The sequence below is a fragment of the Streptomyces griseochromogenes genome (genome assembly GCF_001542625.1).
GTDB classification, from domain to species: Bacteria; Actinomycetota; Actinomycetes; order Streptomycetales; family Streptomycetaceae; genus Streptomyces; species Streptomyces griseochromogenes.
This window is the reverse complement of record NZ_CP016279.1, coordinates 10008255-10024020: the sequence shown is the minus strand read 5'-3', so window position 1 is coordinate 10024020 and position 15766 is coordinate 10008255. Positions and strand designations below refer to the sequence as shown.

At 71.4% G+C, this 15766-nt stretch carries 14 protein-coding genes; 7 read left to right on the top strand and 7 right to left on the bottom strand.

Annotation, left to right across the window (positions count from 1 at the left end):
- Nucleotides 1-101: 101 nt before the first annotated feature.
- Genes AVL59_RS43620 through AVL59_RS43610 form a run of 3 tightly spaced genes read right to left on the bottom strand, consistent with a single transcriptional unit; the run spans nt 102 to nt 2654 of the window.
- Nucleotides 102-860 carry an energy-coupling factor ABC transporter ATP-binding protein gene (locus AVL59_RS43620; RefSeq protein ID WP_067315439.1) on the bottom strand — a complete coding sequence of 253 codons (759 nt, stop codon included), beginning with the start codon at nt 858-860 and terminating at the stop codon, nt 102-104.
- On the bottom strand, nt 848-1609 hold the full coding sequence (gene cbiQ / locus AVL59_RS43615) for a cobalt ECF transporter T component CbiQ (RefSeq protein WP_067315434.1): 762 nt from the start codon (nt 1607-1609) through the stop codon (nt 848-850). Before cbiQ ends, AVL59_RS43620 begins: the two co-directional genes overlap by 13 nt.
- Before the next feature lies 1 nt (nt 1610).
- Nucleotides 1611-2654 carry an energy-coupling factor ABC transporter permease gene (locus AVL59_RS43610; protein WP_067315431.1) on the bottom strand — a complete coding sequence of 348 codons (1044 nt, stop codon included), beginning with the start codon at nt 2652-2654 and terminating at the stop codon, nt 1611-1613.
- Between the two features lie 150 nt (nt 2655-2804).
- On the opposite strand from AVL59_RS43610, the gene AVL59_RS43605 reads away from it, so the two are divergent.
- Nucleotides 2805-3146 (top strand): SsgA family sporulation/cell division regulator, encoded by a 342-nt coding sequence (locus AVL59_RS43605; RefSeq protein WP_067315430.1) that lies wholly within the window; start codon nt 2805-2807, stop codon nt 3144-3146.
- 14 nt (nt 3147-3160) lie between these two features.
- On the opposite strand, the gene AVL59_RS43600 is transcribed toward AVL59_RS43605, so the two are convergent.
- From AVL59_RS43600 to AVL59_RS43580, 4 genes are all read right to left on the bottom strand, one after another.
- Nucleotides 3161-4825, bottom strand: a complete 1665-nt coding sequence (locus AVL59_RS43600) for a penicillin-binding transpeptidase domain-containing protein (RefSeq protein ID WP_067315428.1) — start codon at nt 4823-4825, stop codon at nt 3161-3163.
- A gap of 96 nt (nt 4826-4921) precedes the next feature.
- Nucleotides 4922-6556, bottom strand: coding sequence for a penicillin-binding transpeptidase domain-containing protein (locus tag AVL59_RS43595; protein WP_067318464.1), 1635 nt, complete (start codon nt 6554-6556; stop codon nt 4922-4924).
- Nucleotides 6557-6744: 188 nt separating this feature from the next.
- Nucleotides 6745-7206 (bottom strand): hypothetical protein, encoded by a 462-nt coding sequence (locus tag AVL59_RS43590; protein WP_159400210.1) that lies wholly within the window; start codon nt 7204-7206, stop codon nt 6745-6747.
- Between the two features lie 321 nt (nt 7207-7527).
- Nucleotides 7528-9276, bottom strand: coding sequence for a dolichyl-phosphate-mannose--protein mannosyltransferase (locus AVL59_RS43580; RefSeq protein WP_067315422.1), 1749 nt, complete (start codon nt 9274-9276; stop codon nt 7528-7530).
- A gap of 107 nt (nt 9277-9383) precedes the next feature.
- Between AVL59_RS43580 and rsmI the strand changes: the two genes are divergently transcribed.
- The 6 genes from rsmI to AVL59_RS43550 all read left to right on the top strand — a co-directional run bounded on the left by rsmI (nt 9384) and on the right by AVL59_RS43550 (nt 15756).
- Nucleotides 9384-10232: a 16S rRNA (cytidine(1402)-2'-O)-methyltransferase gene (rsmI, locus tag AVL59_RS43575; protein WP_067315420.1), complete on the top strand. Its 849-nt coding sequence runs from the start codon at nt 9384-9386 to the stop codon at nt 10230-10232.
- A gap of 381 nt (nt 10233-10613) precedes the next feature.
- Nucleotides 10614-11042, top strand: a complete 429-nt coding sequence (locus AVL59_RS43570) for a hypothetical protein (RefSeq protein WP_067315417.1) — start codon at nt 10614-10616, stop codon at nt 11040-11042.
- Between the two features lie 51 nt (nt 11043-11093).
- On the top strand, nt 11094-11999 hold the full coding sequence (locus AVL59_RS43565; protein WP_067315416.1) for a TatD family hydrolase: 906 nt from the start codon (nt 11094-11096) through the stop codon (nt 11997-11999).
- Nucleotides 12000-12154: 155 nt separating this feature from the next.
- Nucleotides 12155-13741: a resuscitation-promoting factor gene (locus AVL59_RS43560; protein ID WP_067315413.1), complete on the top strand. Its 1587-nt coding sequence runs from the start codon at nt 12155-12157 to the stop codon at nt 13739-13741.
- Between the two features lie 237 nt (nt 13742-13978).
- On the top strand, nt 13979-14848 hold the full coding sequence (rsmA, locus tag AVL59_RS43555; protein ID WP_067315410.1) for a 16S rRNA (adenine(1518)-N(6)/adenine(1519)-N(6))-dimethyltransferase RsmA: 870 nt from the start codon (nt 13979-13981) through the stop codon (nt 14846-14848).
- Entirely contained in the window at nt 14845-15756 is a 912-nt protein-coding gene (locus tag AVL59_RS43550) for a 4-(cytidine 5'-diphospho)-2-C-methyl-D-erythritol kinase (protein ID WP_067315408.1), read from the top strand. Before rsmA ends, AVL59_RS43550 begins: the two co-directional genes overlap by 4 nt.
- Nucleotides 15757-15766 lie beyond the last annotated feature (10 nt).

Below are 15766 nucleotides of genomic sequence, written 5' to 3'. Positions count from 1 at the left end.
CGACCGGGTCCCTTCACTCGCTTGCGACGACGAGTGAAACACGGGGGCGTGGCCTTGGATTCCTCGGTGGATGGTGAGATTGGCTACTGTTTCCTGCCGCCTCAGGCGCCCATGGTCACGGACTTCGGGTCGAAGCCGAACGGCAGCTCCAGACGGTGCGCTCGCATCAGCGCGTCGTCGCCGAGCAGCTCCCCGGTCGGGCCGTCCGCCGCGATCACGCCGTCGCTGAGGATCAGCGAGCGCGGGCACAGCTCCAGCGCGTACGGCAGATCGTGCGTGACCATCAGGACCGTCACGTCCAAGGAGCGCAGGATGTCGGCGAGTTCACGCCGGGAGGCCGGGTCGAGGTTGGAGGACGGCTCGTCCAGGACCAGGATCTCCGGCTCCATCGCGAGCACCGTGGCGACGGCGACCCGGCGCCGCTGGCCGAAGGAGAGATGGTGCGGCGGACGGTCGGCGAAGTCCGCCATGCCGACCCGCTCCAGCGCCGTGCGCACCCGCTCCTCCAGCGCGGCTCCCCTGATCCCGGACGCCGCCGGGCCGAACGCCACGTCCTCGCGCACGGTCGGCATGAACAGCTGGTCGTCCGGGTCCTGGAAGACGATGCCGACCTTCTGCCGGATCTCGGCCATGTGCCGCTTGCCGACCGGCAGCCCGGCCACGGTCACCGTGCCGGTGCCGCCGCCCAGGATGCCGTTCAGGTGCAGCACCAGGGTCGTCTTGCCGGCGCCGTTCGGGCCGAGGAGGGCCACGCGTTCGCCGCGCGCGATCGAGAAATCGACGCCGAACAGGGCCTGGTGGCCGTCGGGGTAGGCGAAGGCGAGGCCGGAGACCTCCAGAGAAGCAGTCACAGTACCCATCCCAGCAGACAGACGACGAGGGCGGCGCAGGGGAGCGCGAGGGCGTACGACCACTGCGCGCGCGACGCGGTCACCTCGTCGATGACCGGCATCGCTCCGGCGTAGCCCCGGCTCACCATGGCCAGGTGCACGCGCTCCCCGCGCTCGTAGGAGCGGATGAACAGCGCGCCGGCGGACTTGGCGAGCACGCCCCAGTGCCGCACGCCGCGCGCCTCGAAGCCGCGCGACTCCCGCGCGATCCGCATCCGGCGCATCTCGTCGGTGATGACGTCGCCGTAGCGGATCATGAAGGAGGCGATCTGGACGAGCAGCGGCGGCAGCTTCAGCCGCTGCAGCCCGAGCAGCAGTGCGCGCAGCTCGGTGGTGGAGGCCAGCAGCACGGAGGCGGCGACGCCGAGCGTGCCCTTGGCGAGCACGTTCCAGGCGCCCCACAGGCCGCTCTCGCTCAGTGACAGCCCGAGCACATGCACCCGCTCGCCCTCGGCGACGAACGGCATCAGCACCGCGAACGCGACGAACGGCACCTCGATCAGCAGCCGTTTGAGCAGGAAACCGGCGGGCACACGCGCGTGATGGGCCACATACGCGAGCAGGACGGCGTACGCCGCGAACGCCCACATCGCCTCGCGCGGGGTCGAGACCACGACCACCACGAACGCGAAGGCGGCGGCGAGCTTGGTGTGCGGCGGCAGGGTGTGCACGGGCGAGTGGCCGTGCCGGTAGAGCCGGTGCGCGTGTCCCGCTCCCATGTCACAGACCCGTGTTCACGGGCGAGGCGTCCGTACCGCGGCGCCTGCGCACCACCCAGAACACCGCGCTGCCCGCGACCACCGTGATCCCGACGCCGATCACGCCCGCGAGGCCGCCGGAGAGCCGGGCGTCGGAGACGTCCTTGACGCCGTAGTCGGCGAGCGGGGAGCCGGCCGTGGCGTGCTTCTCGGCCTTCTTGTCGATGCCCTTGTCGTGCGCGACCTTCTCCAGGCCGTCGGGGTTCGCGGAGGCGTAGAAGCTCACGAACCCGGCGAGCACCAGCGAGGTGACCAGGCCGGTGATCCACAGCGTGCGCCGGGAGGTGCGCGCCGCCACGGGCGCCGTGGGAGCGGGAGCGTCCACCAGCTCGCCGTTCACCCGCAGCCGCAGGCGCTGCCCGAGGCCCCGCGCGCCGTGCACCAGGTCCGGGCGCACGGCGACGACGGCACCCACCGTGAGCGCGGTGATCACGGCCTCGCCGATGCCGATCAGGACGTGGACGCCGATCATCGCGGTCGCCACCTTGCCGATGGCGACGTCAGTGGTGCCGCCGACCGCGTAGACGAGCGTGAAGACCACGGCGGCGGCCGGTACCGAGACCAGCGCGGCCACGAAGGAGGCGACGGTCACCGAGCGACGGCCCCGGGGCAGTACGGCGAGCAGCGCGCGGAAGACGGCGTACGACACGACCGTGGTGACGATCGCCATGTCCGTGATGTTCACGCCGAGCGCGGTCAGCCCGCCGTCCGCGAACAGCACGCCCTGCATGAGCAGCACCACCGACACGCACAGCACACCTGTGTACGGGCCGACGAGGATCGCGGCGAGCGCACCGCCCAGCAAATGGCCGCTTGTACCGGCCGCGACGGGGAAGTTGAGCATCTGTACGGCGAAGATGAACGCCGCCACCAGACCGGCCAGCGGGGCCGTCCGCTCGTCGAGCTCGCGGCGGGCGCCGCGCAGGCTCACCGCGAGGGCGCCGGCGGCGACCACCCCGGTGACCGCGGAGGTGGGCGCGTCGATGAATCCGTCAGGTACATGCACCAGATGATTTTAGGGCCTTGTTGCGAACACTTTGCAAGAGAGACGAGGTCTCATTCTCCCACCGGGCACAAAACGGAAAATATGGCACATTAGATGGAAAGCGGATACATGGCTTCCATGTGAGGTCACCGAACGTGAGAGGGCGGTCCGATGTCTGTAGTCGAGCAGTACGCGCGCGCCCATATCGTCACGGACGAGGAGGACCCGGGAGCCGTACCCGTAGTCCTGCGGTACGACTCCGACGCCGATCCACGCTCGGTCCGGGTGGGCCTGCCCGGACCGCACGAGTGGACCTTCTCGCGCGCGCTGCTCGAACGCGGACTGCGGGCGCCGGCGGAGAGCGGCGACGTACGGGTGTGGCCGTGCGGGCGCGTCCAGGCCGTGCTGGAGTTCCACACCGCGCACGGCGTGGAGGTGGTGCAGTTCGAGTCCAAGGCGCTGATGCGATTCCTGCGCCGGACCTACACCGCCGAGCCGGTGGTGCGCGGCTGACCTCGGCCGCCCGCTCAGCCGCCCATCTTCAGCAGCGTCGCGACGATCGGGCCGGCCGTGTCGCCGCCGTGTCCGCCCGCCTGGACCACGCCCGCCGCGGCCAGGTCGCCCTTGTAGGCGGTGAACCAGCCGTTGGGCTTCTTCTGTCCGTCGACCTCGGCCGAGCCGGTCTTCGCGCCGTAGTCCGGGCCCAGACCCGCCATCGCCTTGGCCGCCGTGCCGTACGCCGCCGTGTACCGCATGACCTCCTTCAGCTCGTCCTGCGTCTTCGACGACATCGTGCGCGAGGCCTTCGCCAGCGTACGGCCGTCCACCTCGGGGGACACCAGATAGGGCTGGTGGAAGGTGCCCGACCACACCGTCGCCGCCACCGACGCCATGTTCAGCGGGTTCATGCGCACCCCGCCCTGGCCGATCAGCGAGGCGCCCATCTGCGCACCGCTCTGCACCGGGACGGAGCCGTCGAACGAGGGGACGCCGGTGGACCAGTTGTCCATGCCGAGGCCGTAGACCTGCTGGGCCTCCTTCGTCAGATCGCCGTCGGACAGCTTCGGCGCGAAATTGATGAAGGCGTTGTTGCAGGAGGCGCCGAAGCTCTGCTCGAACGTGCCCTTCTTGATCTCCGAATCGGCGTCGTTGTGGAACGTCCAGCCGGCCAGCTTGTACGTCTTGGGGCAGGGGTGCTGCGCGTCCGGGGTGATGAGCCCCTTCTCGAACAGCATCGTGGACGTCACGATCTTCATCGTGGAGCCGGGCGCCAGGGAGCCCTGGAAGGCGGTGTTGAAGCCGTGCCCGCTGTTGGCGACGGCGAGGATCTCACCCGTCGAGGGCCGCAGGACCACCACCGAGGCCCGCTGCTGCTTGCCGATCTGCTGCTCCGCGGCCGCCTGGAGCGTCGGGCTCAGCGTCGTCTTCACCGTGCCCGGAGTGCCCTTGCTCAGCTCCGCGAGCGTCTTGTCGGACAGCTTGGCGGTCTTCGACTCCTTGCCGCGCACCACCCGCAGCTCCACGCCCGCCTTGCCGCCCGCCTTCTTGCCGTACTTCTCCCGCAGACCGTCCAGGACGGTGCCCAGCGACGGGTACTTGGCGGCCGTCAGCTCCCCGCCGTCGCGGTCCAGGGCCTTGATGGGCGGGGTGCCGGACTCGCCGGTGACGAGCGTGTCGCCGTCCTTCAGGTCGGGGTGGACGACCTGGGCGTGCCAGCCGACCAGCGGCTTGCCGTCGCTCTTGCGGCGCACGACGGTGAGTGAACTGTCGTATGCGAGCGGCTTGGTGAGGCTTTGGTACGACACCGTCGCCTTGACGGAGAACGGCACCTTTGCGCCCGTGGCCTTCCCGGGCGTGAGGGTGACGTCCTTCAGCCGGGCGTCCTTGGTGTAGCCGGTGAGCAGTGCGGTGGCGGCCGACGGGTCGTCGGTGGCGGCGGCCGCCTCGGTGACCCGGCCCTGCTGCCAGGCGGTGAGGAAACGGGTGGCGACCGTCCGCACCTCGGACGCGGACGGCGGGCCGGTCCTGACGGCCTTGTGGGCGGCCGTGGCGGACGCCGCGTCGGCCGCCGCCCCGCCGTCGTACAGCGCGTAGACGCCGAATCCCGCGCCGACGACGCCCATGGCGATCATCCCGCCGATCAGGGCGGGTCTGGTATTCCGTCGCTCGGCGACGCGCCTTCTCTTGCCCACAGCCTCAGTTCCTCCGCACCATCCCCAGGCTCCCCGCAGCCCTCGCCCTGCCCAACGACGGCGACCAGCCTAAAGTCCCCACCTTTGCGGGTGATGTCAGTCGGCACTCCGTAGCACGGTTGCGACAATCGGCCCGGCCGCGTCAACACCGTGACCGCCGTCCTGGACCATCGCGGCGGCCGCGACGTCGTTCCGGTACCCGGCGAACCAACTGTCGGACTTCGCCTGCCCGTCGGCCTCGGCCGAGCCGGTCTTCGCCCCGATGTCCCCGCCGAGCCCGGCCATGACCTGGGCCGCGGTGCCGCTGCGGGCGGTGCGGTTCATCATGGAGCGCAGCTGCGCGACCGTGCTCGACGACAGCCCGCGCGCGTGTGCCGGATCGCGGTGGTCCAGGCCGAGCGGCACGATCACCGGCTGCCGGAAGGTGCCGGTCATCGCGGTCGCCGTCACGGAGGCCATGTTCAGCGGGCTCATCTGGACCTGGCCCTGGCCGATCAGATTGGCGGCGGTGTCCGGGCCGCCGGAGGCGGGCACCCGGCCGTCGAAGGAGGGCACGCCGATCTGCCAGTTGTTCCGCCCGAGCCCGAACCGGTCCTGGGCCTCCTCGGTGAGCGAGTCCACCTTCACCGCGTCCGCGAACTTCACGAACGCCGTGTTGCAGGAGCGGGCGAAACTGTCGGAGAGCGTGGCGTTCTCGTCCGGGGCCAGGTTCGCGAGGTTGTGGAACGTCTGGCTCTGCCAGACGGCCGACGGCGGGCAGGGCGCCTTGCCGCCCGCGGTGGTCAGACCCTTGTCGATGAGGGTCGCCGCACTGATGATCTTCATCGTGGAGCCGGGCGGGCGCTCGCCGAGCAGGGCCGCGTCGAAACCGTCGTCGCGGTGGTTGGCGACGGCCAGGATCTCGCCCGTGCCGGGTCTGACCGCCACGACGGACGAATCGGCGTACTTCCGCACGGCGGCCTCGGCCGCGGCCTGGGCGCTCGCGCTGAGCGTCGTGGGCAGCCTGCCCGGCTTGCCCTTGGCGAGGGTGAGGAGGGTGGTGTCGGCGGCCTGGCCGCCGTCCGCGCCCTCCGCGTGGTGTATCACCAGCTCCACACTCGGCCGGCCGCCCGTCTTGTCGCCGTAGCGTTTGCGCAGCTCGTCCAGGATCGGGCCGAGGGAGGGGTACTTCTCCTTCGACAGCACCCGCCCGTCGCGGTCCACGGCCTCGATCTCGGGAGCCGCCGACCTGCCCGTCGCGAGCGTGTCCCCCTTGCGCAGCCTTGGATGGACGACGGAGGGCTGCCAGTCGACCAGCGCGCGGTGCGAGGTCCTGCCGCGGACCACGGTCACCCTGCTCCGATAGGTGAGCGGTCGGGTCCTGTGGTCGTACGACACCGTTGCCTCGACCGTGAAAGGCACGGTGGTGCCGGTGGCCGCACCCGGCGTGATGTGCACCTTGGTGATGTGCGCGTCGCCGGCGTAGGCGGTCAGCAATTCCTGGGCGGCCTGCGGGAAGTCGGTGTACGACGCCGCCGTGGAGGCGTCACCCCTCGCCCAGGCGGCGAAGAACCTGCCGGTCGTCGCCTTCACCTCGTCACCGCTGGGCGGCCCCGTCTTCACGGCCACGGGCGCCGCCGTTCCCCCGTCGCCGTTCAGTGCGGACACGATGTTGTAGGCGCCGTACCCGGCACCGCCCAGCACCACCGCACACACGCCGCCTATGACCGCGGCCTTCGCTCCGGTGCGCATCGCGCGCATCCCTCCCCGTTTCCCCGTGAGGACCTGCTCGCGCGCTCATGGTCTCCTGAACGCGTTCAAAACAGATCGGGAGGAACTGTATGCGGTTGTGTGCCTTCTGTGACCGGAGTTGTCGAAACCGTGACTCGGTCCGAGGTGTCCAGCCGCATCCGCGACCGGCGCTGAGGCACCTTCGAGGGTCAGCCGAGTCGGCGCATGTCGTGATACATCGACTTCAAGTAGTCGGAGAAGTCCTCGACATAGCTGTCGTATTCCTGACGCCATTTGTCGAGGTCGGACTGATTCACGGGCTCCCCCAATACTGCGGACAGATGCCCGGCCAAGAAGTCGTCGTCCTGTTCCGCGGTGAAGGTCACCGCCTTGTTGCTCGAGATGTCGAACCTGCGGATCAGGTCGAGACGAAGTGTCTTGTAGAGAAAAGAGCCCACGGGGAATCGAAGTGACTCGGGCATCTCCGATGAACGAGACCGGGGACTGTCGTACCAGGAGACATAGACGGAGTCGTCGAACTCTCTGCCCTGGAATCGGCCCCAGGGCGCCCTGTCCGCCGCGCGCCGTTGGATTGCCCTGGGGTCACCAGGGCTCAGCATGGCAACCTTGACCTGTTGCGGATAGTGGTTCGATTCACGAAGCCGCGCCATGCCAGGATCTGCCGCCTTGTCAAGCTGTGGTCGAGATTCACGAAAACGATGCCCATGACCAGGGTGGCCAGACTCGCCGTCGCGAACGCGTAGTCGACCAGGCTCCTGCGGACGCTTCGCCGACTCGCCGCCATGCGCCCTCCCGTTGCCGGCTTCCGTCCCGTTACGACCGAGCTCATGAGCGCGCAGGCGCTCCGGAGCGTACGTCGGACGATGTCGGGCCGGACAGGTCAAGCAGACCGAACACGCATGAGGATAAGGCGAGTTGGAGGTTCGCGTCCGCCGTCTTGGCCGGGTGGGTGCCGAAGGGCGTCGGCCCGGCTAGACCCAGGTGTCCAGCCACATCCGCGACCGCCAGTTGTCGATGGGGATCGCCGTGCCCGTGTACAGCGGCCAGAAGTAGATGAAGTTCCAGGCGATGAGCAGCACCAGGACGCCCGCCGCCGACGCGCCGATCACCCGGCGGGTGTCGCTGGAGCCCGGCGGGCCGACGATCGCGCCGATCAGCATCGCCACCGCCAGGCACAGGAACGGCAGGAAGACCACCGCGTAGAACAGGAAGATCGTCCGCTCCTGGTACATGAACCAGGGCAGGTAGCCGGCCGCGATCCCGCAGGCGATGGCACCGGCCCGCCAGTCGCGGCGCAGCAGCCACCGCCACAGCACGTACAGGATCGCGAAGCAGGCCGCCCACCACAGCAGCGGTGTGCCGATGGCCAGCACCTCCCGGGCGCACTTCTGTCCGGCGTCGGCCGGGCAGCCGTCGGCGCCGGGCGAGGGGGACTCGTAGAAGTACGACACCGGGCGGCCCAGCACGATCCAGCTCCACGGGTTGGACTGGTAGGTGTGCGGGGACGACAGGTGGACGTGGAAGTTGTAGACCTCGTGCTCGTAGTGCCACAGGCTGCGCAGCCAGTCCGGCAGGAAGGTCCAGCTGCCGCCCTTGCCGTCGGTCGCCGCCCAGTTGCGGAAGTAGCCGCCGGTGCCGTCGGCCGGGGAGAGGATCCAGCCGAGCCAGGAGAGCAGGTAGACGCCGATCGCCACCGGGACCGTCGCGAGGAAGGTGATGCCGGTGTCGTACTTGAGGGCGGCCCGGTACGGGTGCAGGGCCCCCGCGGTCTTCCGGGTGCCGGCGTCCCACAGGACCGCCATGACGCAGAACGCGGCCAGGATGTACAGGCCGTTCCACTTCGTGCCGATGGCCAGGCCCAGCATCAGCCCGGCACCCCAGCGCCACGGGCGCAGGCCGAAGCGGAAGGTGTCGCCGACGTGCTCGTCCGGGCGGACCCGGCCGTCCGGGCCCGCGGGCAGCGCGGCCGCCAGCCGTTGCCTGGTCCGGTCCCGGTCGACGATCAGGCAGCCGAACGCCGCGACCACGAAGAACATCAGCACGCCGTCGAGCAGCGAGGTCCGGCTCATCACGAAGTGCAGGCCGTCCACCGCCATCAGCGCGCCCGCCAGACAGCCGAGGAACGTCGAGCGGAACATCCGGCGGCCGATCCGGCACAGCATCAGCACGGAGAGGGTTCCGAGCAGCGCCGTCATGAACCGCCAGCCGAACGGGTCGAACCCGAACATCAGCTCGCCGAGGCCGATGACGTACTTGCCGACCGGCGGATGTACGACGTAGGCCGCGTCCGTGGGCACGACGAGGTGCCCGTGCGTCTGCAGGACGAGATCGTTGGCGTTCTTGTCCCAGTTGACCTCGTAGCCGCGGTGGACGAGCGCCCAGGCGTCCTTGGCGTAGTACGTCTCGTCGAATATCACCGCACGCGGGCTGCCCAGGTTCCAGAACCGCATGAGGCCCGCCATCAGCGTCACCAGCAGCGGACCGCCCCAGCCCGACCAGCGGGTGATGCGCTCCGCGAGGACCGGCGGGACGCCCAGGACCTGCCACAGGCGCGGGCTCGGCTCGGCGTACGGCGGCACCAGCCGGTCGCGTACGTCGCCCGAGGGCGCGTCCTGGGCGGGGGTGTACCCGAATCGGCGCAGCCGCTGCTGCCACGACGGCCGCTGGTCGTGCGACGCCTGGCCCTGCCGGAGGTCCGTGGAGGACGCGGTACTGGTCACCGCGCCATCGTAGGGAACGGTTCTGTGTGAGTCCCGTGCATGGGCGGTACCGGTCGGGGGTCGCCGTCGTTTTCCTGGGCCCCGCGGAGTCCTGGGAGGATGGGGGCGTGACTGGAACTCTTGTCCTGGCAGGCACCCCCATCGGTGACATCGCGGACGCGCCGCCCCGGCTGGCCGAGGAACTGGCGGGCGCCGACGTCGTCGCCGCCGAGGACACGCGGCGGCTGCGCCGGCTCACCCAGGCGCTGGGCGTGACGCCCAAGGGCCGCGTGGTGTCGTACTTCGAGGGCAACGAGTCCGCGCGCACCCCCGAGCTGGTCGAGGAGCTGCTCGGCGGCGCGCGCGTGCTGCTCGTGACGGACGCGGGGATGCCGTCGGTCTCCGACCCCGGCTACCGGCTGGTCGCGGCCGCCGTGGAGAAGGACATCCGGGTCACCGCCGTGCCCGGGCCGTCCGCCGTGCTCACCGCGCTCGCCCTGTCCGGGCTGCCCGTCGACCGGTTCTGCTTCGAGGGCTTCCTGCCGCGCAAGGCGGGGGAGCGGCTGTCGCGGCTGCGGGAGGTCGCCGGCGAGCGGCGCACGCTCGTCTACTTCGAGGCCCCGCACCGGCTGGACGACACCCTCGCGGCGATGGCGGAGGTCTTCGGCGCGGAGCGGCGGGCCGCCGTCTGCCGCGAGCTGACCAAGACGTACGAGGAGGTGCGGCGGGGACCGCTCGACGAGCTGGCGCGGTGGGCCGCCGAGGGGGTCCGCGGGGAGATCACCGTCGTCGTGGAGGGCGCTCCCGAGTCCGGCCCCGAGGAACTGGACGCCGAGGAACTGGTGCGGCGGGTGCGGGTTCGTGAGGAGGCGGGGGAGCGGCGCAAGGAGGCGATCGCCGCGGTGGCGGTGGAGGCCGGGCTGCCGAAGCGGGTGGTTTTCGACGCCGTGGTCGCCGCGAAGCGCGCCGCGATTTAGCCAGGTGCCGAGTACGCCATGGGGGTTCGGTTCGTGGCGGGGTGACCGTTTGCTGTGGCTGATCGCGCGGTTCCCCGCGCCCCTTCGCGGCGCTACCTTCGGCCTGCGTGGATATGCCCTCTGAGCAGGGGCATTCTCGACTGAGCGCGCGCCCCATGCGAGTGCAAAAGGGGAGGGTGGAAGGCAAAGACCAGACCCCGTTCCAGGGGCCGATTTGGCAAGCGAAGTCCAAATCGCCTCCAACACTCGACAGGCCTGATGCATTCGCTCCGGCGAAGGCGTCCACTGGTCAAAGGGACGCACCCGTCCCTCGCCCCAGGGGATTCCGGGGGGAATCCCGTGCCGGGGCGCTTGTCCAGCGGACAAGAGGAGCTAGCTGGCATGAGTGAGATCACAGGGCAGTCCGGCCTCCGGGGTACGGCCACAGCCGTCGTTCACGAGTCGTACGCTTTCGCCTGCATGCGCTGCGGGCACGGCTGGGAGCAGTCGTACGAGATAGAGCACCACACCGACGCCGACGGCCATGAGTTCGTGCAGTACGTGACCGACGGCCGCGTCGTGCCGTCCCCGCTGAGCCGGCCCGCGTGCCAGAACTGCGACGGCCACGTCGTGCGGATCATGCGCGCGGGGCAGGTCGCGTCGGTGCGCGGCGCGGCCGACCACCACCGCCACAGCGTGCCGGCGGCGGGACCCGTGGAGGTCCCCGCGGTGTCGGACGAGCCCGGCACGGGCGGCGGCGACGGCGAGACCAAGGGCCACCACTGGCACCTGTCCGATCTCCTGCACCCGTTCCATCGCAAGGCGAGCTGACCCCTCGGCCGCACCGGCCGGCCGGGCATGCCCCTTTCGTAGGATCGGGGCATGCCTTCGAACGCTGGCCGTGCCGCCCAGCACGACAAGAACGACAAGAGCGCGGCGCCGCCGCTCCCGGCTCCCCTCCGGGTGCCCGTCGCCGACTCCCACACCCACCTCGACATGCAGTCCGGCACGGTCGGCGAAGGCCTCGCCAAGGCCGCGTCGGTGGGCGTGACGACGGTCGTCCAGGTCGGCTGCGACATCAAGGGCTCGCAGTGGGCCGCCGAGACGGCCGCCGCGTACGAGAACGTCCACGCGGCCGTCGCCCTCCACCCCAACGAGGCCCCGCGCATCGTGCACGGCGACCCCGACGGCTGGTCGCGGCAGGGGGCCCGCGTGCCGGGCGGGGACGCCGCGCTGGACGAGGCCCTCGCGGAGATCGACCGGCTCGCCGCCCTGCCCCACGTCAGGGGCGTCGGCGAGACCGGCCTCGACTACTTCCGCACCGGCCCCGAGGGCAAGGCGGCGCAGGAGCGGTCCTTCCGCGCCCACATCGAGATCGCCAAGCGGCACGGCAAGGCCCTCGTCATCCACGACCGCGACGCGCACGCGGACGTCCTGCGCGTCCTGAAGGAGGAGGGCGCTCCCGAGCGCACCGTCTTCCACTGCTACTCCGGTGACGCCGAGATGGCCGCGATCTGCGCCCGCGAGGGATACTTCATGTCCTTCGCCGGCAACGTCACCTTCAAGAACGCCCAGAATCTGCGGGACGCGCTCGCCGTCGCCCCGCTGGAACTGGTCCTCGTGGAGACCGACGCGCCCTTCCTGACCCCGGCGCCGTACCGCGGACGGCCCAACGCTCCGTATCTCGTTCCGGTCACGGTGCGTGCGATGGCCGCCGTGCGCGGCATCGACGAGGACGCGCTGGCGACGGCCCTGGGCGCGAACACGGCCCGGGCTTTTGATTACTGAGAGTATACGGATCATCACTGGGCGATAACGCCACCCTGGCACCGCGGAGCCTCGCCGCCACCCTGTGTAGTCGTGCCGCTTTGGAGAGTGACCGGTGCTCCGCTAGGTTCTGGGGGCCCGATCCGGACCCCTCTGGCTCTCTGGAGCGTGTCGGCGTGAGCAAGTCGCAGTACGAGACGTATGAGGCGTATGGCCCCTACAGCGCACCGGACGGCCCGCCAGGCGGCGCGCACGACGGTACGTGGCCCGGCATGCACGACGCGGAGACGGTCGCGTACGGGGTCGGCTACGGAAGCGCGTACGGGGTGGCGCACCACGACACCTACCGGCCCGCGTACGAGGCGCAGGCACCCGAGCCGGCGCAGCTGCCGACGCGGACACCGGGGTACGCGCGGGTGAGCGAGCCGGTACTGCCGAGGCAGAGCACCAGCCCGTTCGAGGACGCGGAAGGCGCGCTCCAGGAAGAGGAGAGCGCGCCCTACGACGAGATGGGCCCGTTCCACGGCGAGAGCGGCGCGCTCTACGACGAGGCGAGCCCGTTCTGCGAAGACATGGGCGAGACGGGTGAAGGGGCGGGCGAGCTGCGGGTGCGCCGCAGGGCGAGCAGGCGGGCCCCGCGCCGGCGCAGGGCGCGTACCCCCGAGCGTCCGGAGTCCACCATGCGCCGTCTGCTGCCGCAGGCGCTGGTCGTCGCGTTCCTCGCCGGCGGCACCACCGCCTTCGTCGCCAAGGACAAGACGGTCGAGCTGAGCGTCGACGGCAAACAGCGCACGTTGCACACCTTCACCGACGACGTGTCGGAACTGCTGGCCGCGGAGGACGTGCAGGTAGGGGCGCACGACATGGTGGTGCCCGCCCCCGGCACGGCGCTCGCCAGCGGCGACCAGGTCGCGGTGCACTACGGGCGCCCCGTACGGCTCACGCTGGACGGCCAGCGGCACGAGGTGTGGACGACGGCGCACACGGTGGACGGGGCGCTCAGGGAGCTGGGGGTGCGTGCGGAGGGCGCGTATCTGTCGGCCTCGCGCTCCCAGGGCATCGGCCGCACCGGGCTCACGCTCGACGTACGCACCGAGCGCGCCGTCACGGTCATGGCGGACGGCCACACCCGCACCATCCGCACCAACGCGGCCACCGTCCGCGAGGCCGTCGAAGAGGCGGGCATCTCCCTGCGCCGGCAGGACACCACCTCCGTCCCGCTCGGGAGCTTCCCGCGCGACGGACAGACGGTGACCGTGCTGAGGGTGACCGGCGTGACCGAGGTGCGGGAGGAACTGATCCCGTTCGCGGTGGAGCGGACCGAGGACCCCACCCTCTTCAAGGGCACCGAGGTCATCGAGTGGCCCGGGCAGCCCGGGCTGCGGCGGATCACCTATCTGCTGCGCACCGTCAACGGCGTCCAGGAGAAGCCGCGCAAGGAGAAGTCCGAGGTGGTGCGCAAGCCGAGCAAGCAGGTGGTGAAGGTGGGCACCAAGCCCCGGCCGAAGTCCGTGCAGGGCGCCGACCACCTCGACTGGCACGGACTCGCCGTCTGCGAGTCCGGCGGACGCCCGGGCGCCGTCGACCCCTCGGGGACGTACGGCGGGCTCTACCAGTTCGACGCGCGCACCTGGCACAGCCTCGGCGGCCTCGGACGCCCGCAGGACGCGACGGCGGAGGAGCAGACCTTCCGCGCGAAGAGGCTGTACGTGCGCAGGGGGGCCAGTCCCTGGCCGCACTGCGGGGGACGGCTGCACAAGTGACGGCGGCCGGTGCACGCGGAACCCGCACAGCTGCGGGCAGACGTGCCTCCCCCCGGGTCCCAAGGGCCTTGTAGCACCCCCAGGCGGCACGGGCGGGCGACGGGGGTCCCCCCCGCCCGAGCGAAGTCGAGAGCGGAGGAGGAGCCCCGCCGGCGCCGGTGAGCGACTCCGCCCCCGCCCGGCCGCGGCACCGGCACCCTGGCAAGCCCGGCCCCCACACCCCCGTACCCTTGTCCCGTGAGCAGCCCCACCCCCGACGCCCTCCTCGGTCCGGCCGACATCCGTGAGCTCGCGGCAGCGCTCGGTGTCCGTCCCACCAAGCAGCGCGGCCAGAACTTCGTGATCGACGCGAACACCGTTCGCCGTATCGTCCGCACCGCCGAGGTCCGCCCCGACGACGTGGTCGTCGAGGTCGGCCCGGGGCTCGGCTCGCTCACCCTCGCGCTGCTGGAGGTCGCCGACCGGGTCACCGCCGTCGAGATCGACGACGTGCTGGCCGCCGCGCTGCCCACCACCGTCGCCGCCCGCATGCCGGAGCGCGCCGACCGGTTCGCGCTGGTCCACTCCGACGCCATGCACGTGACGGAACTGCCCGGCCCCGCACCGACGGCCCTGGTGGCCAACCTGCCCTACAACGTGGCCGTACCGGTGCTGCTGCACATGCTCGACACCTTCCCGAGCATCGAGCGCACCCTCGTGATGGTCCAGTCCGAGGTCGCCGACCGGCTCGCCGCCGCGCCCGGCAACAAGGTGTACGGCGTGCCGTCCGTGAAGGCCAACTGGTACGCCGACGTGAAGCGCGCCGGTGCCATCGGGCGCAACGTCTTCTGGCCCGCGCCGAACGTCGACAGCGGCCTGGTCTCGCTCGTGAGGCGGGCCGAGCCGATCGACACCACGGCCTCCAAGAAGGAGGTCTTCGCGGTCGTCGACGCGGCGTTCGCGCAGCGCCGCAAGACCCTGCGGGCGGCACTGGCCGGCTGGGCCGGATCCGCGGCGGCCGCCGAGGACGCCCTGGTCGCGGCCGGGGTCTCGCCGCAGGCACGCGGGGAGTCACTGACGGTGCAGGAATTCGCGCGGATCGCCGAGCACGGGAAGGCGGGCAAGTGAGCGTCACGGTACGGGTGCCGGCGAAGGTCAACGTCCAGCTCGCGGTGGGCGCCGCCCGCCCCGACGGGTTCCACGACCTCGCCAACGTCTTCCTCGCCGTCGGCCTCTACGACGAGGTCACCGTGAGCCCGGCGGACGAGCTGCGCGTCACCTGCGAGGGGCCGGACGCCGGCCAGGTCCCGCTGGACGGCACCAACCTCGCCGCGCGCGCGGCCGTCGCGCTCGCCGGGCGCCGGGGCATCGAGCCGGCCGTGCACATCCACATCGCCAAGGACATCCCGGTCGCCGGCGGCATGGCGGGCGGCAGCGCGGACGGCGCCGGCGCGCTGCTCGCCTGCAACACGCTGTGGAACGCCGGCGCCTCCCGCGCCGAACTCCTCGCCATCTGCGCAGACCTGGGCAGCGACGTGCCCTTCAGCCTGGTCGGGGGCGCGGCCCTCGGCACCGGGCGCGGCGAGCAGCTGACCGCCCTGGAGGTCGGCGGCACCTTCCACTGGGTGTTCGCGATGGCCGAGCGCGGGCTGTCGACCCCGGCCGTCTTCCGCGAGTTCGACCGGCTCGCCGAGGGGCGTGACATCCCCGAGCCGGTCGCCTCGCCCGACCTGCTCGACGCGCTCGCCAAGGGCGACCCCGAGGCGCTCGCGGCCGCCGTCTCCAACGACCTGCAGCCCGCCGCGCTCTCCCTCTTCCCCGAGCTGGCCGACACCCTCGACGCGGGCCGCGGCGCGGGCGCCCTCGCCGCGCTCGTCTCCGGCTCGGGTCCCACCACGGCCTTCCTCGCCCGCGACCCCGAGTCGGCCACGAAGATCGCCGACGTCCTCCGGGCCTCCGGCACCTGCCGTACGGTGCGCACGGCGACGGCGCCCGCGCCGGGTGCCACGGTGACCGGCGGCCCCGCCGCACGGTAATTCGGCTGCT